Consider the following 22,326-nt stretch of genomic DNA (forward strand, 5'->3'; position numbering starts at 1 on the left):
CCAAAAATTAAACCAGCTAGCCCCTCTGACCTCAATCCTGGATTGTCGTCAACTCACCACCACTGCCCAGGCTTGGCCGTGAAGCCCGCGGCGCGTTCCAGCGCCGCGCCGACTTGGAAGACCGTCGCTTCGTCCAGGGCCTTGCCGATGACCTGGAGGCCCAGCGGGAGGCCGCCGGAATCGACGCCGGCGGGGACCGAGATGCCCGGCAGGCCGGCCAGGTTGGTCGTGACCGTGAAGACGTCGTTCAGATACATGGTCAGGGGGTCGATCTGCTTGTCGCCGATGGCGAAGGCGGCCGACGGGGTCGAGGGGGTCAGGATGGCGTCGACCTGGCCCCAGACATTGTCGAAGTCCTCGGCGATGCGGCGACGAACCTTCAGGGCGCGGACGTAATAGGCGTCGTAGAAACCGGCCGACAGCACATAGGCGCCGATGGTCAGACGACGCTGAACCTCCTTGCCGAAGCCCTCGGCGCGCGAGGTGGCGTAGAGGTCGTCCAGCGAGCTGAACTGATCCGCCCGGTGCCCGAACCGCATGCCGTCGTAACGGGCCAGGTTCGACGAGGCCTCGGCCGGGGCGACGATATAATAGGTCGGCAGGGCATACTTCGTGTGCGGCAGGCTGATCTCGACGATCTCACAGCCCGCGTCCTTCAGCCAGGCCACGCCCTGGTCCCACAGGGCCTGGATCTCGGCGGGCATGCCGTCCACGACATATTCGCGCGGCACGCCGATGCGCAGCCCCTTGACCGACTTGCCGACCGAAGCGGTCCAGTCGGGGGTCGGGACGTCAAGGCTGGTCGAATCCTTGGCGTCGAACGAGCACATGGATTGCAGCAGCAGGGCCGCGTCCTCGACCGTCTTGGTGATCGGTCCCGCCTGGTCCAGCGAAGACGCGAAGGCCACCATGCCGAAGCGGCTGGCGCGGCCGTAGGTGGGTTTGATCCCGACCGTGCCGGTGAAGGCGGCGGGCTGGCGGATCGAGCCGCCGGTGTCGGACGCGGTCGCGGCCAGGCACAGGTCGGCGGCGACGGCCGAGGCCGAACCGCCCGAGGATCCGCCCGGCGTCAGATCGGCGTTGGAGCCGGTCGATTTCCACGGGTTCTTGACCGGACCGAAGGCCGAGGTCTCGTTGGACGAGCCCATGGCGAATTCGTCCATGTTCAGCTTGCCCAGCATGACCGCCCCGTCGCGCCACAGATTGGCGGTGACGGTCGATTCATACGGCGGCACGAAGCCGCGCAGCATGTTGGAGCCGGCCGTGGTCTGGACCCCCTCGGTGCAGAACAGGTCCTTGATGCCCAGCGGCGCGCCTTCCAGCACCCCGGCTTCGCCCGAGGCGATGCGGGCGTCGGACGCGCGGGCCATGCCCATGGCCTTGTCCGCGGTCACCTCGACATAGGCGTTCAGGGTCGGATTGGCGGCCTCAATCTTGGTCAGGAAGGCCTGGGTGATTTCGGCCGAGGAAAAGTCCTTGGCCTTAAGGCCGTCGACGGCGCCCTTCAGGGTCAGTTTGGTCAGGTCGCTCATGACTATTCGACCACCTTGGGCACGACGAAGAAGCCGTCGGCGGACTTCGGGGCGTTGGACAGGACGGCGTCGATCTTGCCGCCGTCAGTGACCACGTCGTCGCGCAGGCGCAGGGGCTGGGCGACGTTCGAGGTCATGGGCTCGACGCCGTCGACATCGACCTCGTTCAGCTGTTCGATCCACTGCAGGATGCCGTTCAGCTCCTGGGCCAGCGGCTCCAGCCGATCCTCGGGGGTCTTGATGCGGGCGAGATGCGCGACCTTGCGCACCGTCGCAGCGTCGATGGCCATGCGGCCCTCCAATGCACGTCGATAAAGGGGTCTAGGGGGCGGGATTAGCGGCACAGGCGCGGATTCACAAGAACGCGGCGGTGTTCGCCTTCAACCCCGGTGGCACAGAGCCCTTGGCGCAAAAACAGGGTGACAAAGCGCCAAACGCGCCAAACCTGCCAAATCCACCTCATGGTCGCCTCCCGCGTTTACGACCCGGCACTATAATCCGGCCTGGGAGACCGATGGATTAGGGACGCGAAATCAGCCTCAAACCCTTGCGCAAACGCAGTGTCGTGCGGGCGACAAATTAATTTCGTCGGCTGAGCGCCGCGCTGTTCAGTGCACGATCGCGACGTCCGACCGGATTCCCCAGGATCATAACAAGACCTAAGCCTGCCTTACGGGCTGCCTGAGGAGCAGTCAGGCAGCGGCTCTGCACGCGGCGCGCGCCAAACGATGGGGTTAGATCGCCCCGTGACCCCGGCAGACAGGAGATGCGGGTGCTGCTCCGGCCAAGTCAGATTGTACTGCATCAGCACGACTTCCTGGCCGCCGCTCGGGCCGGGGATGACCACATCGAGGTCGAGCGTAACGGACATGATACGCTCTTCATCGCCAAGCTGCCTCCCTATTATACAGCCAACCGGCATGTGGCTGCCGCTCCAGTTCGCCACGCGTTCAAGCCGGAACAGCCGCTCGTTATCGCGACCGGGGACGCCGATGTAGAGCATCCCAGCCCGTCCGTTCCTGCGTTGGGACTTGCCGTACAGGCGAACGCCGGGTGAGCCGAGAAGGAGGCCCGCGCTTCTCTCTTGCGCTGTCAGCACTCCGGCATCAACGAGCCTCAACTTCACTGAAGTAGCGGGAGGAAAAGCCGATACAGGGCCCGCTACAGTCGCCACGACGACAAGCGCAACCATCCGTGAAGTCGCACGCATCACGCCCTCCCCGGCCGATATTTCTCGCACCATCGCCTTTGACTTCGCCCCGCGCCAGTCCTAACCGCAGGCCGTGCCCGTTCTTGACCTCCTCGACCTGCCCGCCGCCTGCCCGCCCGACACGCCGTGGATGGGACTGGATCTGGGCGAGAAGACCATTGGGGTGGCGGTGTCGGACGCCACGCGCCTGATCGCCTCACCGCTGGAGCTGATCCGCAAGTCCAAGTTCACGCTGGAAGCCGAGCAGCTGTTCAAGCTGATGGCGCATCGCAAGGTGTCGGCCCTGGTGATCGGCCTGCCCGCCAATATGGACGGAACCGAGGGGCCGCGCGCCCAGTCGTGCCGCGCCTTCGCCCGCAATCTGGAGCGGCTGCGACCCATCAACGTCGCCTTCTGGGACGAGCGGCTGTCCACCAGCGCGGTCGAGCGGTTCCTGATCGAGGACCTGGACCTGAACCGCAAGCGCCGGGCGCAGGTCGTGGACCGCACCGCCGCCGCCTGGATTCTGCAAGGGGCGCTGGATCGGGTGCGGGATCAGGCGACCTGGGTTTGACGGGGCTGATCGCCGGCGTCCTGCCGGTCTTTCTGATGATCGCCCTGGGCTATGGGCTGCGAAAATCCGGCTTCCTGCCCGATGAGGCGTGGCGGCCGATCGAGAAGCTGTCGATCAACATCTTCTACCCGAGCTTCCTGATCCCGGCGATCTGGCACGCCGATCTGGCCGGCGGCGGTGCGACGGTGGCGGGGGCTGCGGCGGTGGGGGCGACCCTGATCGTGGCGGCGGCGACATTCGCTGCGAAGCCGCTGATCCCGCTGGACGGGCCGGCCTATACCAGCGTGTTTCAGGGCGTGATCCGCTGGAACAGTTTCGTCTTCGTGCCGGTGATCCAGTCGGTCTATGGCTCGGAGGGGACGGCCATGGCGGCGGTCGCCATCGCCTTCATCATTCCGGTGACCAATATCGCCTGCGTCGCGGTGCTGGCCAAATGGGGTTCGTTGAAACGCGAGCCCTCGGCCCTGGGCCTGGCCAAGTCGATGCTCGCCAATCCGATCCTGCTGGCCTGTCTGATCGGGTTGGCGCTGAACCTGTTGCGCGTGCCGTTGATCCCCGGCCTGTCGGACGCACTGGACCTGCTGGGCGCGGCCGCCCTGCCGCTGGGGCTGATCGTCGCCGGGGCTGGGCTTTCGTTCGCCGAGGTCAAGCGAAGCCGCACCACCATCGCCGCCGTGACCCTGGTCAAGCTGGGGGTCATGCCGCCCCTGATGTGGTTCATCGCCTGGGCGTTGGGCGGCGACAACCTGGCCCAGGGGATCGCCCTGATCTGCGGAGCCGCGCCGGGTTCTGCCGCCTCCTATATCCTGGCGCGCCAGATGGGCGGGGATGCGCCCCTGATCGCGGGGGTGATCGCCCTGACCACAGTGGGCAGCGCCGTGGTCATTCCGATCCTTCTGATGCTGTTCCACTTCACCTGACGGGCGCCCGACACTGGCGTTTGCGCCGACTCCCGCCTATAGGCGCGTCTCGATGACCCAGCCCCACGACGTCGCCGACCAGACCATTCGCGAACGGCTGGTTCCGTTCCCCAAGGCCCATTTTCTGGCCGCCTCGGACTTGAACCCCTTCGTCACGCCGCAGTTGCTGGATCTCGGCGACGCCTTCGTCGACTTCAATCGCCAGTCGTCCAAGGCCCTGGATCTGCTGCACGGGCGCACGGTGGTAAACCTGTTCTTCGAGAACTCGACCCGCACCAGCTCCTCGTTCGAGATCGCCGCCAAGCGGCTGGGCGCCGATGTGGTGACCATGCCGGTGGCCTCTTCGTCGGTGAAGAAGGGCGAGACCCTGATCGATACGGCGGTGACGCTGAATGCGATGAAGCCGGACATTCTGGTCATCCGCCACTCGGCCTCGGGCGCGGCGGAGCTGCTGAGCCAGAAGGTCGGCTGCGCCGTCGTCAACGCCGGGGACGGCCGGCACGAACACCCGACCCAGGCCCTGCTGGACCTGCTGTCGATGCGGCGAGCCTTCGGCGATGTGACCAGCCTGACGGTCGCCATCTGCGGCGACATTACCCACAGCCGGGTGGCGCGGTCGAACGTGGCGATGTTGCAGATGATGGGGGCGCGGGTGCGTCTGGTCGGGCCGCCGACCCTGGTGCCCGGCGACGCCGACCGCTGGGGCTGCGAGGTGTTTCACGACATGCGCGAGGGGTTGGCGGGCTGCGACGTGGTGATGATGCTGCGGCTTCAGCTGGAGCGGATGGCCGGCGCCCTGGTGCCTTCGACCCGCGAATATTTCCGCTTCTGGGGCCTGGACCGCGAGAAGCTGGCCTGGGCCAAGCCGGGCGCCCGGGTCATGCACCCAGGCCCCATGAACCGGGGCGTCGAGATCGATTCCGACGTGGCCGACGACCTGGACGTCTCCCTGATCCAGGATCAGGTCGAGATGGGCGTCGCCGCCCGCATGGCCGTGCTGGCCTCCCTGTCGGCCCGTTGGGGGGACAAGTGATGACCACCGTCGCCATCCTCAACGCCCGCCTGCTAGATCCAGCCACCGACTATGACGGCCCCGGCGGCGTGCTGATCGAGAACGGCCGCATCGTGCGGGTCGTTCACGGCGTATCGCCCATCGACGCCGATCAGGTGATCGACGCCGACGGCCTGTGCCTCGCGCCCGGCCTGATCGACATCCGGGTCAAGACCGGCGAACCGGGCGCCGAGCCCAAGGAGACGCTGAAGTCCGCCAGCCTGGCCGCCGCGGCCGGGGGCGTGACCACCATCGTGGTCCAGCCCGACACCGACCCCGCCGTCGACGACCCGGCGATGATCGACTTCATCCAGCGGCGCGGCGCGGCCCTGAACCTGGTCAATGTCCGGGCGGCCGGCGCCGCGACCAAGGCCCTGGACGGCCAGCGGATGGCCGAGATCGGCCTGATGGACGAGGCCGGCGCCCTGTATTTCACCGACGGCGACAAGGTGATCGTCAACAGCCGCACCCTGCAAAGGGTGATGAGCTACGCCGCCGCCTTCAACGCCCTGATCGCCTGCCGTCCGTCCGATCCGTGGCTGACGGAAGGCGCCGTCGCCGCCTCGGGCGAACTGGCCACGCGGCTGGGTCTGTCCGGCAGTCCGGCCATCGCTGAGCGGATCGGGCTGGAACGCGACCTGGCCCTGGTCGAACAGACGGGCGCCCGGTTCCTGGTCGACCAGATCTCGACCGAAGGCGCGCTGGAGACCCTGGCGCGGGCCCGAGCCAAGGGGTTGGAGGTCGCGGTCAGCGTCTCGATCAACCACCTGTGCTTCAACGAGGTGGACATCGGCGACTATCGCACCTTCTACCGGCTGGACCCGCCGCTGCGCTCCGAGGCCGATCGTCAGGCCCTGATCGAGGCGGTGCGCGAAGGCCTGATCGACGTCATCACCTCGGCCCACGCCCCGGCCCCCGCCGAGGACAAGCGCCGTCCCTTCGCCGAGGCCGCGCCGGGCGCCGTAGGTCTGGAGACCCTGCTGCCCGCCGCCCTGACCCTGCACCACGAGGACGGTCTGGACCTGCTGGACGTGCTGAGGCCCCTGACCCAGGGACCAGCCGCCCTGCTGGGCCTCGACGCCGGGGTGCTGGCCGAGGGCGCGCCCGCCGACCTGGTCCTGTTCGATCCCGGCGCGCCGGTGATCGTCGATGCGGACAAGCTGCGGTCCAAGTCGAAGAACTCGCCGTTCGACGGGCGACGGCTGCAGGGCAAGGTGATCGGGACCTGGGTGGCGGGGCGGAAGGTTCACTGACTCCGACGGCTTTCCGCCACATTCAGCCCTAGGCTCGACGAAAGTGAAGCTTGGGGAATCGCACATGACGATCTGGAAACGCACCGCCGGTCTGGGGCTGGTCTTGTTGGCCGGCGCCGTCATGGGGTGTTCGGAACGAGCCGACGCGCAGTCATCGCCCGCGCCTGATGCGCCGACCGAAGGCGCCCCCTATGTGCTAAAGGGCACACAGGTCTGGACCGTGCCGGATCCCGTCTCGGGCCGAGACTACGAGGTCTTCGTCAGTCTGCCCGCCAGCTATGAGACCAGTCCACAGCGCCGCTATCCGGTTCTCTACGTCACCGACGCCGACTACGCCTTCCCCATCATCCGTCAGATCGCGCGCCGAATGAACCTGGACGGGCCGGTGATCGAGGAGTTCATCCTGGTGGGCCTGTCCTATTCACGCGGCGACAGCGGCACGGTGAGCCGAAACCGCGACTATACCCCCACCCCGAACGGCCCACGACGCGCCAGTTCCATGATCCACGGTCAAGGGCCAGCCTATCAGACCTATCTGAAAACCGAGGTCCTGCCCTTCATCGAAAGTCGGTTCCGCGCCGATCCCGCCCGCCGCATCCTGCTGGGTCACTCCTATGGCGGTCTGCTCGGCGCCCAGATCCTGTTCACCGATCCGGCCCTGTTCTCCGGCTACGCCTTAGGCAGCCCGTCCTTCTGGTTCGACAACCACCGCATTATGAAGATAGAGGCGGAATACGCCCGGTCTCACCGCGACCTGCCGGCCGACGTCTTCATGTATATCGGCGGCTGGGAAGTGCCTGGGTCGGATCGCCGCAACACCAGCGAAAACGACATGGTCGCCGACGTGCGGACCATGGAGCGTACCCTGAAGTCCCATGCCTATCCGAACCTGACGGTTCGGTCGATGGTGCTGGAAGACGAGGACCATCTGAGCGTCGCGCCGGTCGGCTTCACCCGCGCCCTGGAAGCCCTGCTGTCCGCGAAACAGTAGGACTCACGCCGTCAGCATCCGCTTCACCACCCGTTTGAACGGCGCCGTCGCCTGGCCGGCGCGCAGGGCGGCGCCGCGCGCGAGACGGGCCGGGGGCGTTTCCTGGGTGAACAGGCGGACCAGGGCGTTGGTGCCCTGGTACAGGGGCCAGCTGGCAAGGCGGTGGTCGCGTTCATAACGGGCCAGCAGGCGTTCCGAGCCGATGTCCCCGCCGCGCGCCGACTTCACCTGCTTGGCCAAGGTATCCTGTCCGCGCAGACCCAGGTTGAAGCCGTGGGCGGTGACCGGATGCATGCCCACGGCGGCGTCGCCGATCAGGGCGAAACCCTCGCCCGCGAACCGGCGGCTCCAGGTGGTGGCCAGGGGATAGGCGCAGCGTTCGCTGACCAATTCCAGCCCGGTCAGCCGGCCCTTCAGCCGCCGCTCCATCTCGACCGCAAAGGCCTCGGGCGACAGGCGCATCAGGTCGGCGATGGCGGGAGCGGCCAGGGTCAGGACGACGGAGGAGACCCGCTCATCAACGTCCGCGACGGGCAGCAGGGCGACGGTCTGACGGTGGTCGAACCATTCGGTGGCGACATGGCCGTGCGCCTGATCGTGACGCATCCGGCAGACCATCATCGAGCGACCCAGCCGGTTCATCTCGACCCCGACGCCCAGTTGGTCGCGCACGCCGGAGAAGCGGGAATCCGCCGCCACGATCAGCCTGGCCCGGAGCGTCGCGCCGTCGTCCAGCACGACCCGGCCGCGCGGGGCGGCGCCCTGGACAGTACAGCTCGACACCCGCCGTCCGGCCATCAGGGTCACGCCCGGCTGGCCTTCCACGACTTCGAACAGGGCGCGGCGGATCAGGTGGTTGGGGATCAGGACGCCCAGCCGGTCGGCGCCGCCGGCGTCGAAGGTCAGGGCGAAGGGCGAGCCGCCGTCCAGCACCCGCGCCTCGCGCAGGTCCGATATGTCCGCGGCCGGGATCCGGTCCCAGGCGTCGAGGGACTTCAACAGGCGGATCGAGTTGTGGGTCAGGGCGATCTCGCGGCCGTCGAAGGCGGGATCGCGCAAGGCCGCCTCGTCCTGCGCCTCGATCAGGGCGATCGTCAGCCCCGCCCCGGCCAGGGACCGGGTGAAGGCCAGGCCTGCCGGTCCGGCCCCGACCACGGCCACGTCGAACATCAGATCATCGCGCATGCTGAACTCCTGATCCTACTCCTGCCCTAGCCGGTTCGTCCGCTCCTTGATCGAGCGCAAATCGTCGCGTTAGCGCGGGCGGCGGCAGGTTGCGGCCTTGGCCACCTCGGCGCCCAGCACCGACTGGACCGCCAGAGGCGTGTCGGTGGCGATCACGGTGACGCCCTGGCGGAACAGGTCGCGATATTCGGAGACGTCGCCGTCGGCGGCATAGCGGTCGTCGCGGCGGCGCCCCTCCGCCCCCAGGGTGCCGAACTGGACCTCGACGCCTGCCTGACGCAGGGCCGACCACAGGGCGGGCCTTTCCTCGCGCGTGCCGGTCCAGGCCAGGATCTGGGCCGGGTTCAGACCCTCCAGCTCCTCCACGCCATCCAGACCGGCCGAGATCATCATCTCCGGCGCCAGGGCCGCCACGGCGCGGGCGTCGGCGTCATTATAGGTGATCAGTATGACCCGGTTCTGCGCGCCCGAGCGGCGCACCTGATCGATCACGGCGCGGGCCAGATCGACCGTGGTGGCGCCGTCCGCCGGCTTCAGGTCCAGACTGGCGATGGCGCCGACGCGCCCGACGGCGTCCAGCGCCTCGGCCAGGGTCGGGGGCGCGGCGTCGGTCAGGGCGCCGTTCGAGGCCTTAAGCCGGGCGGCCTTGACCTGGGCCAGGGTCAGGTCGGCGACGCGGCCCTGGCCGGTCGTGGTCCGGTCCATGGTATCGTCGTGCATCAGGACCAGATGGCCGTCCTTGGTCAGGACGGCGTCCAGTTCGAGGATGGCGCCCGGAATGGCGAGGCCCGTGGCCAGGATGGCGGCGATGGAATTCTCGGGCTGGTCCATGGCCGAGACCGCCCGGTGCGCCGAAATGGCCACGCCGCCGTCGCGGACGCAGTCGAAATAGGCGGCCAAGGCCGGTCCGGCTGTGGGCGCCGGGCGCGACAGGCCCGCGCCGACGCAGGCCGAGGTGGACAGCAGCAAAATCAGGGCGGCGGCGGTGGGGATTCGGGTCATCAGACTCTCCGGCAGGGCGGGCGGACCTGACCCCGCGTCAATCATCGGGTCAAGAGGTCGGATCGCCCTTGCTCCGCAACGCTTGCCGACGCATTTTGCCACAGCATTCCGTGGGGAGAGAATCAACGTGCAGGATCTAGTGGGCCCCGCAATCGGGACCTTGGCGCTGGTCGCGCTGGGCGGCTATCTGCTCGGCTCGATTCCGTTCGGCGTGGTGATCACCCGCGCCGCCGGCGCCGGCGACGTGCGCAACATCGGGTCCGGCAATATCGGCGCGACCAATGTGCTGCGCACCGGGCGCAAGGATCTGGCCTTGGCCACCCTGCTGCTGGACGCCGGCAAGGGCGCCGTCGCCCTGCTGATCGCGCGCGCCCTGTTCGACAGCGAGGTCGCGGGCGCCATCGCCGGCGGCGCGGCCTTCCTGGGCCACCTGTTTCCCGTCTGGCTGAAGTTCAAGGGCGGCAAGGGCGTGGCCACCTTTTATGGTCTGCTGCTGGCCGCCGCCTGGCCACTGGGCCTGATGGCCGGAGCGGTCTGGCTGATCAGCGCCTTCGTCTTCCGCTATTCGTCGCTGGCGGCCCTGATCTCGTCGGCGACCGCGCCCCTGCTGGCCCTGCTGCCGCTCGCCGCCGTCGGCCTGCCGGTGGCGATGCCGATCCTGTGCCTGACCGTCTTCGCCGCCGTGCTGATCTGGGTCCGCCACCACGAGAACATCGCCCGGCTGCTGAAGGGCGAGGAACCGCGTATCGGGGCCAAGAAGGCGTGAGCCTGTCGGCGGACGAGCGGTTCGCCCGGCTGCGGCTCGCCCGCACCGACCGCATCGGTCCCGTCGCCTTTTCCCAGCTGCTGACCCGCTACGGCACCGCCGTTAGCGTGCTGGAGGTCCTGCCCGATCTGGTCCGCAAGTCCGGCGCGGCCTCCATTCCGCCGCCCATAGCGCGAATCGAACGCGAATTGGCCGACGGCGAGCGGATCGGCGCCCGGCTGCTGGTGCTGGGCGACGCCGACTATCCCGAGATGCTGGCCGCGCTGGATCCGCCGCCGCCGATTCTGTGGACCCGGGGTCGGGTCGAACTGCTGAACGCGCCCTGTGTCGCCATCGTCGGCGCCCGGATCGCCTCGGCCGGCGGCCAGCGGATCGCGCGCGGCCTGGCGCTGCAACTGGGTCAGGCCGGCCATGTCGTCGTCTCGGGCATGGCGCGCGGCATCGACGCCGCCGCCCACGAAGGCGCTCTGGCGACCGGGACTGTCGCTGTGCTGGGCGGCGGTGTGGACGACGTCTATCCGCCCGAGCACGCCGACCTCTACGCCCGGCTGATCGATCAGGGCTGCGTCGTGTCCGAAAGCCCCATCGGCGCCCGCGCCCAGGCGCGCGACTTCCCCCGCCGCAACCGCATCATCTCCGGCCTGTCCCGCGGCGTCGTGGTGGTGGAGGCCGAGATCAAGTCCGGCTCGCTGATCACCGCCCGGCTGGCGGCGGAACAGGGGCGCGACGTCTTCGCCGTGCCGGGCTCGCCGCTGGACCCGCGCGCCAAGGGCCCCAACGAACTGCTGCGCCAGGGGGCCATCCTGTGCGAGGGGATCGAGGATATCGAGCGCGCCTTCAACACCTTACGCACCCTGCGCGCGCCGCCGTCGGATCCCATGAACTATGACGAGGTGGACGACGCCTTCCTGGACCGGGTCGCCGCCCTGCTGTCCCCCACCCCGACGCCGCGCGACGAGATCGCCCGCGCCCTGAACGCCCCCATGGGCCAGGTCGCCGCCGCCCTGCTGGAGTTGAGCCTGGCGGGCCGCGCCGAGCTGCTGCCCGGCGGCCTGGCGTCCATATAGTGAAGTCTCTTCCGGATTCGTCTTCGATCCGTGATAGTCACCCGATATTCCGCAAGTTTACGGGCGTCCGGCGGCCGGTGCATTGACACATGGCTCCGCTCCAACCACGTTCGCGCCCCTTCCCGAGACCGAACACGCATGAACCTCGTTATCGTCGAGAGCCCCGCAAAGGCCAAGACCATCAATAAATACCTCGGCTCCGGCTATGAGGTTCTGGCGTCCTACGGCCACGTCCGCGACCTGCCGTCGAAGGACGGCTCGGTCCTGCCCGACGACGACTTCTCCATGCACTGGGAGGCCGACGCCAAGGGCGCCAAGCGGCTGTCCGAAATCGCCGAGGCCGCCAAGCGCGCCGACCGCGTCATCCTCGCGACCGACCCCGACCGCGAAGGGGAAGCCATCAGCTGGCACGTGCTCGAAGTGCTGAACAAGAAGAAGGCGCTGAAGGACACGCACGTCGAGCGCGTCACCTTCAACGCCATCACCAAATCCGCCGTGCTGGACGCCATGGCCGCACCGCGCCAGATCGACATGGAGCTGGTGAATGCCTATCTGGCCCGCCGCGCCCTGGACTATCTGGTCGGTTTCACCCTGTCGCCGGTCCTGTGGCGCAAGCTGCCGGGCGCGCGCTCGGCCGGGCGGGTCCAATCCGTCGCCCTGCGCATCGTCGTCGATCGCGAGATGGAGATCGAGAAGTTCAAGGCGCAGGAATACTGGTCCATCGAGGCCGACCTGAACGCCGACAGCCCGCCCTTCACCGCCCGTCTGGTCAAGCACGCCGGCAAGCGAGTGCAGCGTCTGGACATCAAGGACGAGGCGACCGCCGCCGCTGCGCGTGCGGCCATCGACGCCGGCGACTTCACCATCCACTCGGTCGAGAAGAAGCCCGTCCGCCGCAATCCGGCCCCGCCCTTCACCACCTCGACCCTGCAACAGGAAGCGTCGCGCAAGCTGGGCTTCAGCGCCCAGCGCACCATGCAGGCGGCGCAGAAACTGTATGAGGGCGTCGACGAGACCGGCGGTCTGATCACCTATATGCGGACCGACGGCGTCCAGACCACGCCCGAGGGCATCGCCCAGGCGCGGGAGGTTATCACCAAGGAATTCGGCCCGGCCTTCGTTCCGCAGGAACCGCGCTATTACAAGACCAAGGCCAAGAATGCTCAGGAAGCGCACGAAGCGATCCGGCCGACGAACATCGCCCGTCATCCGGACAGTCTGCGCCTCGAATCCGATCTTCAGCGTCTGTACGAGCTGATCTGGAAGCGGATGGTCGCCTCGCAGATGGAGGCGGCGCGCATGGACCGCACCACGGTGGAGATCGAAACCTCGGACGGCCTGACCGGCCTGCGCGCCACCGGCCAGGTGGTGACCTTCGACGGCTTCCTGGCCGTCTATGAAGAAGGCCGCGACGAGAAACAGAAGGGCGCGGAAGAGGACGAGGGCGACGACACCAGCCGCCTGCCCGCGCTGAAGGAAGGCGCCAAGGCCAAGGTCGACGCCATCCGCACCGATCAGCATTTCACCGAACCGCCTCCGCGCTATTCGGAAGCCACCCTGGTGAAGAAGCTGGAAGAGCTGGGCATCGGCCGGCCGTCGACCTACGCCTCGACCCTGTCGACCCTGCGCGACCGCGAATATGTGCGGGTGGACAAGAACCGCTTCTATCCCGAGGACAAGGGACGGCTGGTCACGGCCTTCCTGGAGCAATTCTTCCGGAAATGGGTCGAATACGACTTCACCGCCGCCCTGGAGACGCGTCTGGACGAGGTGTCCGCCGGTCAGCTGGACTGGAAGGTGCTGCTGCGTGAGTTCTGGTCGGACTTCCACGCCGCGACCCAGGCCGCCGGCGAACTGCGCACCACGGCCATTCTGGACGCGCTGAACGAGTCGCTGGGGGCTCATATCTTCCCGGCCAAGGAAGACGGGTCCGACCCGCGCGAATGCCCGCTGTGCCACCAGGGCCAGCTCAGCCTGAAGACCAGCCGGTTCGGCGCCTTCATCGGCTGCGAACGGTACCCGGACTGCAAATACACCCGCCCCGTCGCCAGCCCGTCGGCTGAGGACGGATCGGCCGAAAGCGGCGATCGCGAACTGGGCATGGATCCCGAGACCGGCCAGCCGGTGCAGCTGAAGATCGGCCGTTTCGGCCCCTATGTCGAAATCACGCCGCCCGAGGGTGACAAGCCCAAACGCTCGTCCCTGCCCAAGGGTTGGTCGCCCGCCTCGCTGACGCTGGACCAGGCCCTGCGCCTGCTGGCGCTGCCGCGTGAAGTCGGGGTCCACCCCGAGGACGGCAAGATGATCACGGCCGGCCTGGGTCGTTACGGACCCTTCGTTCTGCACGCCGGCACCTATGCGAACGTGTCGGACATCGACGAGGTGTTCGAGGTTGGCCTGAACCGCGCCGTCGCCCTGCTGGCCGAGAAGCGCGCCGGAAGGCCCGGACGCGGCGCCGCCACCGCCCCGCTGAAGGACCTGGGCGCCCACCCGGAGACGGGCGAGCCGATCCACGTCATGGCCGGCCGCTTCGGTCCCTACGTCAAATCGGGCAAGATCAACGCCACCCTGCCCAAGGGCACGGCGCCCGAAGACCTGACCCTGGAAGACGCCCTGCCCCTGCTCGCCGCCAAGGCCGGCGCCGCGCCGAAGAAGAAGGCCCCGGCGAAGAAGGCGGCTGCGCCGAAGAAGGCGGCTGCTGCTGCGAAGAAGCCGGCCGCCAAGAAGGCGCCGGCGAAGAAAACCAAGGCCAAGACGGAAGACTGACGTCCTTCTCCCCTTGCGGGAGAAGTTGGCCGAGCGAAGCGAGGTCGGATGAGGGGTAGGTCAGTGCATGACCGGCCCTTTTTCGTTGGAGATGGACCAACCCCTCATCCGGCCCTGCGGGCCACCTTCTCCCGCAAGGGGAGAAGGATCAGTTGAGGGTGATCCGCCGCGCGCCCACGGGGATCGCCAGTTCGTCGCCGGTCCACTGCGCGGCGCGGCCGTCGATGCGCACCCGCTCCGGCCGCCCCTCCCCGGCCGGCCATTGCAGCACAAACCCGCCCGGCGGGGTCGCGCCTTGGCCAAGGGTCAGCACATAGGCCGCCCCCTGTTTGCGATAGGCGTAGGTCAGCGCCCCATAGGCCGTGCGCAGGTCCTTCACCCCCACGCCCTCCTTCGTATCCAGCCAGGCCTCCGGCACGCCCGCCGCCAGCACCAGGGCGTGATCGCGGTCCCGTTCGTAGGCGAACAAGTCCAGGGCCGAGCGGATATAGTCGGAGCTGATCCAGGCGTGGGGCATGTCGCCGATGAAGCGGGGCTCGCGCTTGTCGCGTCCCACCACCTCGGCCCAGCCGTTCCAGGCCTCGGGCCGGCGGTCGGCCATCAGGAAGTCCAGCACCGCCAGGGCGCGGTCCTTCTGGCCCAGCCGCACATAGGCGCCGACCAGCCGCCATTCGTAGGGGGTGTAGTCCTTCCACGCGGTGCGATTGGTCAGGCGGTTCTGGAAGTTTTCCCAATAGAGATCGAAGGTTCGCGCCATCAGTTCGGGCGGAAGATTATCCTGCTCGCCCGACGGCGACAGGGCGATCGTGGTCGAGGTGGCGTCGAAATCGCCGCGGTCGGCGGCGCCCGCGATCCAGTCGATGTCGTGATGTTCGGCCGTCGCGACGATGGAGGCGCGGATGTCGGCGGCGAACTGATCACGCGCGGCGGCGTAGCGGGCGGCGGCCTCGGCGTCGCCCAGGGTCTGCGCGATGAAGACCGCGTCCCTGTAGCCCAGCAGGCCCCAGAAATCGTCCCAGTAGGAATAGGCCGCCTTGTCCGAATAGCCCTCGTGGCTGATCGTCGGCGGCAGCAGGCCGTAAAGGTGGCGCTGGTCGGGAGTCTGGAAGGCGGTGGTGCGGGTCGAGGCGCGCAGATCGTCCATATAGGCGATCGCCTTCTGAACCTGGGGCCAGACCTGGCGCAGCAGGGCCTCGTCGCCGGTGTAGCGATAGGTCTCGGCGGCCAGGAAGACGAACTCGCCGTGGCTGTCGTTCTCGGGCACCGGGTCGGCGCCCCGCGCATCGACGCAGCAAGGGACCTTGCCGTTGTCGAACACATAGGGGGCGTACCAGCGCAGATAGTCAGCCGAATGCTCGGCCATGCCCAGCCGGTTCAGCCCCTCGGCCATCATGGCCCCGTCGCGGATCCAGGAACGGTTGTAGCTGCGGGTGCCGGGTTGCAGGATCGGCCCCTGACGCGACATCAGCATATGGGCCAGGGACGACTTCAACGCGTCCTCGATCCGCTGGGCGGCGGGCGGCAGGGTCAGGTCCACCCGGTCCAGCTTCTCGCGCCACTCCGCCGCCAGCGCCTGCTCGGCCTGATCCAGCGCGGCGACGCCCTGCCCGGCCTGCGGCTGCGGCGTCTCGCCCGCCAGCGGCGAGAGGAAGCCGAAGGTGCGTGTCTCGCCGGGCTGGAGCGTCGCCTCATACAACAGGGCCCCGGCCGGCAGGTCCGTGGCGTCGGAGACGGCGACCGGCTCGCCGGCGGGCCGTCGCACCGTCGGTAAAATCAATGATTGAGGATCGGCCCCTGCGTCGAAGCTCGAAGCCCCCACAGCGTCCGGCGCGGTCAGGGGCTGGACCCGGACGTCGTCGTTCAGCGTGAGGCTCGCGCCGTCCCAGGCGATCCGCTCGACCGGCGCCACCCCGCCCGGAATGGCCAGGAACTGCACCGGCCCGTTGACCTGGAACGGCCGCGCCGTCAGGGCCAGGGTCAGGGTGCGGGGCCGGTTGGAGGTGTTGGTCAGGTCATAGCGGCCCCACAGACGCGCCCGGTCCGGCGCGCCGTCGGCGAAGCTGGTGATCTTCAGCGTCCAATCGTCGGCGGTCCAGGTCACGGACGGTATGGGCAGGTCGTCGTCCCTCAGCCCCTGTTCGATATTGACGTCGGCCCAGGTGATCAGCCGCCCGTTGTCGACGACGAAGGGTTCGATGCTGGGGCCGGCGCGGCGCAGTTCGATGGCGCCGTCCTCGCCGATTAGGCCGCTCTCGCCGCCGCCGTCGACCCCGACCAGGGTCCAGTAGGGCTGTTCCCCGAAAAAGCCGCGTGGATAGAGGCCGCGTCGGTTCTCCTTGGCCACCGCCTCCACGAAGGCCGTGGCGTCCTCGCCGAAGGCCAGGGATTCGACCTCGACCTCGTTCAACGCATAGGTCGTCGCCTGCCCCGCGCCCAGCCGCTGGCCGGCGCCGGACGATCCGACGACGTCGGGCGCCGGAACGGGTCGCAACGGCTCAAGCCGCAGCCAGCGCGCCGTCGCCTCAGGCGTGCGCAGCCAGTCGACGCCGCCGTTCCCGCCCTGAACTGTCGCCAGGTCCCGCCAGTCGCGCCCGTCGGTCGAGGCCGAAATCCGATAGTCCGACGCCGCCCCCCGCTCGCCCCAGCGCAGGGTCAAGCCGCCGAACTCGCGCTCATAGCCCAGGTCCAGGGTCAGGGCCGACGGTTCGCCCACCGGCGGGGTCCAGGCGGTCTTCGGGTCCAGATCGACGGCGTTGGCGGCGGTCGTCTGTGGCCGGCCGTCGGCGGCGACCGGCTGGGGCGGAACCAAGAGATCGACCGGCAGGGCGCGCAGGCTCAGTTGGTCAATCTCGACCGCCCCCTTGCCGCCTTCCGCCGCCACCACGACGAACTCGACGCGTTCAGCGCGTCGCAGCACGGTCTCCGGGCTGGGCCCCCAGGCCTTGGACACCTGGCGGCGCTTGATCACGAACTTCGTCCAGCCGTCGGGGAAGTCGTAGCGGGCCGTCTGTTTCCACCAGACGTTCTCGGCTGAGGCGTCGGTCAGCTTGACCTCGAAAGTGTTGACCGGCCCGGCGCCGCGCACCCAGAAGCTGATCTCGTAATTGTCGGGCAGGTCGAACGGCAGGGGCCGGCTGAGCACCGCATAGCCGGCCTTGCCGTCGAAGTCGTAGTCGAGCCGGACGGCCCGACCGTCATGCCCCGCCACGGCGGAGACGGCGGCATGGACGTCGGTCGAGGCGCTGGCCTGCCACCGCGACGCGTCGTCCATGCTGTCGAGGACGCGCGCGTCCTGGGCGACGGCGGGGGCGGCCATCAGGGCGGCGCTGAGCGCGAGGGCGGAGGTCAGGATACGCATTCGGATTACTCCAATTTCCTCTGTTGCCGTCATCCTCGGGCTTGTCCCGAGGATCCATACGCCCGGTGTCGAAGGCGTGCGTCCCGTCCTCGACGGAGTCTATGGATCCTAGGCACAAGGCCCAGGATGACGGCAGTAGAGGGCTACACGGATCACCCCTTCACGCTGCCCGCGAGCATGCCGCGGATGTAGTAGCGTTGCAGGGCGAGAAAGAGGATCAGGACGGGCGCGACCGTGACGACGGCGCCCGCCATCATCAGTTCGACATCCTGCACATGTTCGCGCGACAGGGCCGCCAGGGCGACCGGCAGGGTGTAGTTCGACTGGTCCGTCAGGATGATCAGCGGCCAGAGGAAGTCGTTCCAGCTGCCCAGGAAGACGAACAGGCCCAGGGTGACGATGATCGGCTGCAGCGTCGGCAGGACGATTCGGCGGAAGATCTGCCCCTCGCTCGCGCCGTCGATCCGGGCGGCCTCCAGCATCTCGTCGGGAATGCTCAGCGCATACTGGCGCACCAGGAACAGGCCGAAGATCGAGGCCAGCCAGGGCACCAGCGCCCCGGCATAGGTGTTCACCAGCCCCATCCCCTTCAGCATCAGGAACAGCGGCAGGGTGCCGATCTGGGCCGGCACCACCAGGGCGGCGACCAGGAACTGGAACAGCCGCTCACGCCCGGTGAACTTCAGCTTGGCGAAGGCGTAGCCGGCCGGGACGGTGAAGCTGAGCGCCAGGATGGTGGCCAGGGTCGCCAGGGCGAAACTATTCCACAGATAGCGGCCCATGCCCTGGTTCAGAAACAGGTCCTGATAATGCTCCAGCGTCCAGCGCGACGGGACCAGCGGCGGTGGGAAGGTCGCCGCCTCGCCGGTCGGCATGAAGCTGACCGACGCCATCCAGACCAGCGGGAACAGGACGACGAGGGCGATCAGGGCGACGGCGAGGTTGAGGAAGATGGCGCGGAGTTTCACTGATACGCCCCCACCCGCTTGGCCACGGCCAGCTGCACCAGGGTGATGGCCAGGATGCACAGGAACAGGACGAAGGCGACCGCGCTGGCGGAGCCCAGGTTCCACCATTTGAAGCCTTCCTCGTACATGAAGTAGAGCACCGTCACCGTGCTCTGGGCCGGGCCGCCCTGGGTCATCACATAGGGTTCGGCGAACAGCTGGAAGAAGCTGGCGACCGATATGATCGAGACCAGCAACATGGTCGGCGCGATGGCCGGCAGGGTGACATGGCGGAACTGTTTCCACGGCCCGGCGCCGTCTATGCGGGCGGCCTCATACAGGTCGTCCGGCACGGTCTGAAGCACGGCCAGGAAGATCAGCATATTGTAGCCGAAGATCTTCCAGACCACGAACATCAGGATGGCGGGGATGGAGGTCGAGGGCTGGCCCAGCCAGTCGACGGCCGGCAGGCCGATGCTCTCCAGCCCCCAGTTGATGACGCCGTAGCGGGTGTGCAGCAGATAGCGCCACACCACGGCGGTGGCGACCAGGGTGGTGACATAGGGGGCGAAGAACATGACCCGCCAGATCGGCCGCCACTTCACCACCCGCGCGTTCAGAATCACCGCCGCCGCCAGAGAGGCCGCAATGGACAGGGGCACGCCCAGGACCGCGAAGGTCAGGGTGTTCTTCATCGCCCCCCAGAACAGCGGATTGGTCATCAGCCGCTCATAGTTCTGCAAGCCGACGAAGCGCAGATTGTCGAGATCCGCCAGGGCGTAGATGTCGAAGTCGGTCAGGCTGAGCAGCAGGGCCGCGATCACGGGAAGGGCGAAGAACAGGCCGATGGCGATCATCGCCGGGGCGACGAAGGCCCAGGCCGCGCGCTCTCTGGCCCCGCGTCCACGCGACGGCTTCGGTCGGGCCAATGTCGGATCGACGACGGTCATACGGCCCTGCCCTGTTCCATCATCCAGCGGCGCTTCTCCAGCAACCGGTCGGCCCGGCGATCGATCTCGGCGGCCGCAGTCTCGGGGGTATATTCGCCGCGCACCATCCGTTCGGCGACGATCTGCATCTCAGTCACGATCCGTTCCCATTCCGGAACCTTGGGCACGGCCTTGGCCCGCTCCAGTTGGCCGCGGAAGGGCGCCAGCATCGGGTCGCGCTCGACCTGGGCGATGTCCCAAGCGCTTTTCCGCGCCGGCAGGTCGCCGACGATGGTGTTGAACCGGGCCTGCACCGCCGGCTCGGACAGATAGCGGACCAGGGCCCAGGCGGCGTCCTGATGCGGCGACGACTTGAACACCGCCAGGCTGGATCCACCCGGCGCCGAGGCGCCCAGACCGTTCGGCCCCGGCACGCCCGCCGTGGCCCAGCTGGATTGAAACGACGCCGGCAAGCGGCTGCGGAAATCGCCCACGCTCCACGGGCCGGAGAAGTAGAAGCTGAAATAGCCGCGCGCGAACTCGGTCCAGACGTTGGAGATCTGCGCCGCCGATGCCAGGGGCGCCAGGCCCTCGGCGAACAGGCTGCGATAGAAGGCCAGGGCCGAGATGAAGCCGGGGTTGGAGAAGTTGCCGCGCGTATTCCTGTCCCGCAGCAAGGGCTCCTCGGTCTGAAGGCCGAAGGTCAGAAGCTGCTCGAACTCGTTCAACGGCAGCAGGATGGCGTAGTTGTCGCCGCCCGCCACACGCTTGATCCCGCGCATGGCCCGCTTCCACTCGGCCCAGTCCCGGGGCGGGGCGCCGAAGCCGGCGCGGGCCAGAAGGTCGGTGCGATAAAACAGAAGCCGCGTATCGACGTACCAGGGCGTGGTCATGGCCCGGCCGGCTACCTCGTTGGTCTCCAGCACCGCCTCGAACTGATCGGTCAGCAGGTCGGCCGCCGCGGGCGGGGTCGGCGACAGGGCGCCGATGGCGGTCAGCTCCGACACCCAGGTGTTGCCGATCTGGCTGACGTCCGGCAGCGAGGCGCCGGCATAGGCGGTCAACAGCTTCTCGTGGGCCGCGGTCCACGGCAGAGGCTGGACCTCGACCCGGACGCCGGGATTGCGCCGCTCGAACTCGGGCATCAGCTGGCCCACCGTCCCGCCCTCATTGCCCATGGCCCAGAAGCGCAGGATGGTCTCGCCGTCACGGCGCGGCGTACAGGCCGCAGCCGCGCCGCCCGCCAGCAGCGCCAAAGCCCCGCGCCTGTGCGGGCCAAGCGTCATGCGGTCAACCAGCCCCCGGTGAAGCCGGCCCTGTCCAGGCCCCGGCGAATGTTAGGCTCGCCGCGCATAAAACGCCATATGAAGTCCGACCGGTGGTTCTCGGTCATGCAGACGATAGGCCCCTGGTCGATGCCGAGATAGTCGTCGGCGACCCAGCCGATCCCGTCAACGATCTTGCCATGCTGCAGCGGCCCGTCGCGCTGGGTCAGGGTCGGGTTGAAGCTGTCGAAGAAGCCCCACTCGGTATAGATCCCTGCGCCGAACCGGCTCTTCATCGCCTTGATGCAGGGTATGACGATCTCGGGCGCGAAGGCGATGGAGCTGGCCGCCGCCGTCGGGGCGATGGTGCCGTCGTCGCGCTCGCCGGGGCCGCGCGCCGAATAGCTGAAGAACTCGCGCTCGACGCCGTTGATGGTCTGTTTGAAGTCGCCGGGCCCGTCGCAGGCCGTCAGGCCCCAGGTCTCGGACGAATAGCCGGCCCATTGGCCCGGATTGTCGTGGGCATATTTCTGCTGGGCGTAGACGGCGCGGCGGCTGTTTTCGAAATAGTCCAGATACTCGCCCATCTGGGCCGACTGGCCTCGCATCCAGGCGTCCTGGATGCCGCGGAAGTCGACGTACATATGGCTGTACTGGTGGCCGAAGATCGGCGCGAAATTCAGGTGCCAACTGCCCCAGCGGTCGGTCCAGCTCTCGTCATAGCTGGCGGCCCATTCGTGCCAGACATTGACCGAGACCGGATGGGTCGGGCTGCCGATGGCTAGGAGCAGCACCAGCATCCCCTCGTTATAGACGTGCCAGTCCGAGGGGATGAAGCCGCTCTCGGGATGCCAGCCCATGGTGATCCGGTTGTCGCGCACGACGGCCCAGTCCCATTCGATCCGCTCGTACAGGGCCTGGACCCGGCTGCGGATCTCGACCTCGTCCGGGTGATCGCCGTCGAAATAGCGGGCGGCGAACAGCATGCCGGCCATCAGCAGGGCGGTATCGACGGTCGATAGCTCGTTGGTCCGGTAGCGATGACCGGTCTCCATATCGAGGAAATGATAGAAGAAGCCCTTGTGCCCCGCCGTGCCGGTCGGCTCCGGTCCCTGGGGCAGGCTGTGGAAATAGCGGACGGTGATCAGGGTGCGTTCGCGCGCCTCGTCCCGGCTCATCCAGCGGCGCTCTACGCCGATAGGCCAGCAGGTCAGGGCGAATCCGACTGCGGCGATGGAGCAGAAGGACTTGCTGGGCCAGCGATCCGGCGTCAGGCCGGTAGCCCGATCCGTGACCTTTTCGAACCAGCGGAAGGTGCGTTCCTGAAGCTCGCTGATCTCGCGGTCCAGCCGCAGGGGCCGCCGCTGCGTGCCGTTGACCGCGCCGCTTCCCTGCTGAGCCGCCTGCGCCTGTTGCGCCGCCGCCTGCCCCGCGACAGCGCCGCCGACCGCCAGGGCGGCGGCTCCAGCCGTGGTTCGCATCAGGAAGTTTCGGCGGTTCATGGGCACGCTCACTGGGTCTGTATCAAGAA

General features: G+C 68.1%; 18 protein-coding genes. 8 read left to right on the top strand and 10 right to left on the bottom strand.

The window, feature by feature from the left end:
• Positions 1 to 53: 53 nt before the first annotated feature.
• From gatA to ACW17X_RS05270, 3 genes are all read right to left on the bottom strand, one after another.
• Entirely contained in the window at positions 54 to 1,532 is a 1,479-nt protein-coding gene (gene gatA / locus ACW17X_RS05260; protein ID WP_492099979.1) for an Asp-tRNA(Asn)/Glu-tRNA(Gln) amidotransferase subunit GatA, read from the bottom strand.
• 2 nt (positions 1,533 to 1,534) lie between these two features.
• Positions 1,535 to 1,822 carry an Asp-tRNA(Asn)/Glu-tRNA(Gln) amidotransferase subunit GatC gene (gene gatC / locus ACW17X_RS05265; protein WP_492099981.1) on the bottom strand — a complete coding sequence of 96 codons (288 nt, stop codon included), beginning with the start codon at positions 1,820 to 1,822 and terminating at the stop codon, positions 1,535 to 1,537.
• Positions 1,823 to 2,202: 380 nt separating this feature from the next.
• A complete protein-coding gene (locus ACW17X_RS05270; protein ID WP_492099982.1) occupies positions 2,203 to 2,535 on the bottom strand; it encodes a hypothetical protein in 333 nt (110 codons plus the stop codon).
• A gap of 280 nt (positions 2,536 to 2,815) precedes the next feature.
• Here ACW17X_RS05270 and ruvX point away from each other — a divergent pair, with 280 nt between their 5' ends.
• From ruvX to ACW17X_RS05295, 5 genes are all read left to right on the top strand, one after another.
• A complete protein-coding gene (ruvX, locus tag ACW17X_RS05275) occupies positions 2,816 to 3,295 on the top strand; it encodes a Holliday junction resolvase RuvX (protein ID WP_409715049.1) in 480 nt (159 codons plus the stop codon).
• Positions 3,292 to 4,215: an AEC family transporter gene (locus ACW17X_RS05280; RefSeq protein ID WP_492099983.1), complete on the top strand. Its 924-nt coding sequence runs from the start codon at positions 3,292 to 3,294 to the stop codon at positions 4,213 to 4,215. The genes ruvX and ACW17X_RS05280 overlap by 4 nt, the downstream gene beginning before the upstream one ends.
• 52 nt (positions 4,216 to 4,267) lie before the next feature.
• Complete coding sequence (locus ACW17X_RS05285) at positions 4,268 to 5,248, top strand: aspartate carbamoyltransferase catalytic subunit (RefSeq protein ID WP_492099984.1); 981 nt, start codon at positions 4,268 to 4,270, stop codon at positions 5,246 to 5,248.
• Positions 5,248 to 6,519: a dihydroorotase gene (gene pyrC, locus ACW17X_RS05290; RefSeq protein WP_492099985.1), complete on the top strand. Its 1,272-nt coding sequence runs from the start codon at positions 5,248 to 5,250 to the stop codon at positions 6,517 to 6,519. The genes ACW17X_RS05285 and pyrC overlap by 1 nt, the downstream gene beginning before the upstream one ends.
• A 64-nt stretch (positions 6,520 to 6,583) precedes the next feature.
• Positions 6,584 to 7,510, top strand: a complete 927-nt coding sequence (locus tag ACW17X_RS05295) for a DUF3693 domain-containing protein (protein ID WP_492099986.1) — start codon at positions 6,584 to 6,586, stop codon at positions 7,508 to 7,510.
• Positions 7,511 to 7,513: 3 nt separating this feature from the next.
• Here the strand turns inward: ACW17X_RS05295 and ubiM are convergent, their stop codons facing one another.
• Together ubiM and ACW17X_RS05305 are read right to left on the bottom strand one after the other, a co-directional pair.
• Entirely contained in the window at positions 7,514 to 8,695 is a 1,182-nt protein-coding gene (ubiM, locus tag ACW17X_RS05300; protein WP_492099987.1) for a 5-demethoxyubiquinol-8 5-hydroxylase UbiM, read from the bottom strand.
• Between the two features lie 69 nt (positions 8,696 to 8,764).
• Positions 8,765 to 9,697: a glycerophosphodiester phosphodiesterase family protein gene (locus tag ACW17X_RS05305; RefSeq protein ID WP_492099988.1), complete on the bottom strand. Its 933-nt coding sequence runs from the start codon at positions 9,695 to 9,697 to the stop codon at positions 8,765 to 8,767.
• Positions 9,698 to 9,824: 127 nt separating this feature from the next.
• On the opposite strand from ACW17X_RS05305, the gene plsY reads away from it, so the two are divergent.
• The 3 genes from plsY (at position 9,825) to topA (ending at position 14,296) form a co-directional block, all read left to right on the top strand.
• The gene (gene plsY / locus ACW17X_RS05310; protein WP_287927255.1) at positions 9,825 to 10,463 is read left to right on the top strand and encodes a glycerol-3-phosphate 1-O-acyltransferase PlsY; all 639 of its coding nucleotides are present in this window, start codon (positions 9,825 to 9,827) and stop codon (positions 10,461 to 10,463) included.
• On the top strand, positions 10,460 to 11,530 hold the full coding sequence (dprA, locus tag ACW17X_RS05315) for a DNA-processing protein DprA (RefSeq protein ID WP_492099989.1): 1,071 nt from the start codon (positions 10,460 to 10,462) through the stop codon (positions 11,528 to 11,530). Before plsY ends, dprA begins: the two co-directional genes overlap by 4 nt.
• 138 nt (positions 11,531 to 11,668) lie before the next feature.
• Positions 11,669 to 14,296 carry a type I DNA topoisomerase gene (gene topA, locus ACW17X_RS05320; protein WP_492099990.1) on the top strand — a complete coding sequence of 876 codons (2,628 nt, stop codon included), beginning with the start codon at positions 11,669 to 11,671 and terminating at the stop codon, positions 14,294 to 14,296.
• A 148-nt stretch (positions 14,297 to 14,444) separates the two neighbouring features.
• Here topA and ACW17X_RS05325 read toward each other — a convergent pair whose 3' ends face one another.
• The 5 genes from ACW17X_RS05325 to ACW17X_RS05345 form a co-directional block, all read right to left on the bottom strand.
• Entirely contained in the window at positions 14,445 to 17,654 is a 3,210-nt protein-coding gene (locus ACW17X_RS05325; RefSeq protein WP_492099991.1) for a discoidin domain-containing protein, read from the bottom strand.
• 152 nt (positions 17,655 to 17,806) lie between these two features.
• Entirely contained in the window at positions 17,807 to 18,622 is an 816-nt protein-coding gene (locus ACW17X_RS05330; protein ID WP_492099992.1) for a carbohydrate ABC transporter permease, read from the bottom strand.
• Positions 18,619 to 19,551, bottom strand: a complete 933-nt coding sequence (locus ACW17X_RS05335) for a carbohydrate ABC transporter permease (protein ID WP_492099993.1) — start codon at positions 19,549 to 19,551, stop codon at positions 18,619 to 18,621. Before ACW17X_RS05335 ends, ACW17X_RS05330 begins: the two co-directional genes overlap by 4 nt.
• Positions 19,548 to 20,786, bottom strand: a complete 1,239-nt coding sequence (locus ACW17X_RS05340; RefSeq protein ID WP_492099994.1) for a sugar ABC transporter substrate-binding protein — start codon at positions 20,784 to 20,786, stop codon at positions 19,548 to 19,550. Before ACW17X_RS05340 ends, ACW17X_RS05335 begins: the two co-directional genes overlap by 4 nt.
• 26 nt (positions 20,787 to 20,812) lie before the next feature.
• Positions 20,813 to 22,297 (bottom strand): glucoamylase family protein, encoded by a 1,485-nt coding sequence (locus tag ACW17X_RS05345; protein WP_492099995.1) that lies wholly within the window; start codon positions 22,295 to 22,297, stop codon positions 20,813 to 20,815.
• Positions 22,298 to 22,326 lie beyond the last annotated feature (29 nt).

Source organism: Brevundimonas sp. FV1ye4L (genome assembly GCF_058681255.1).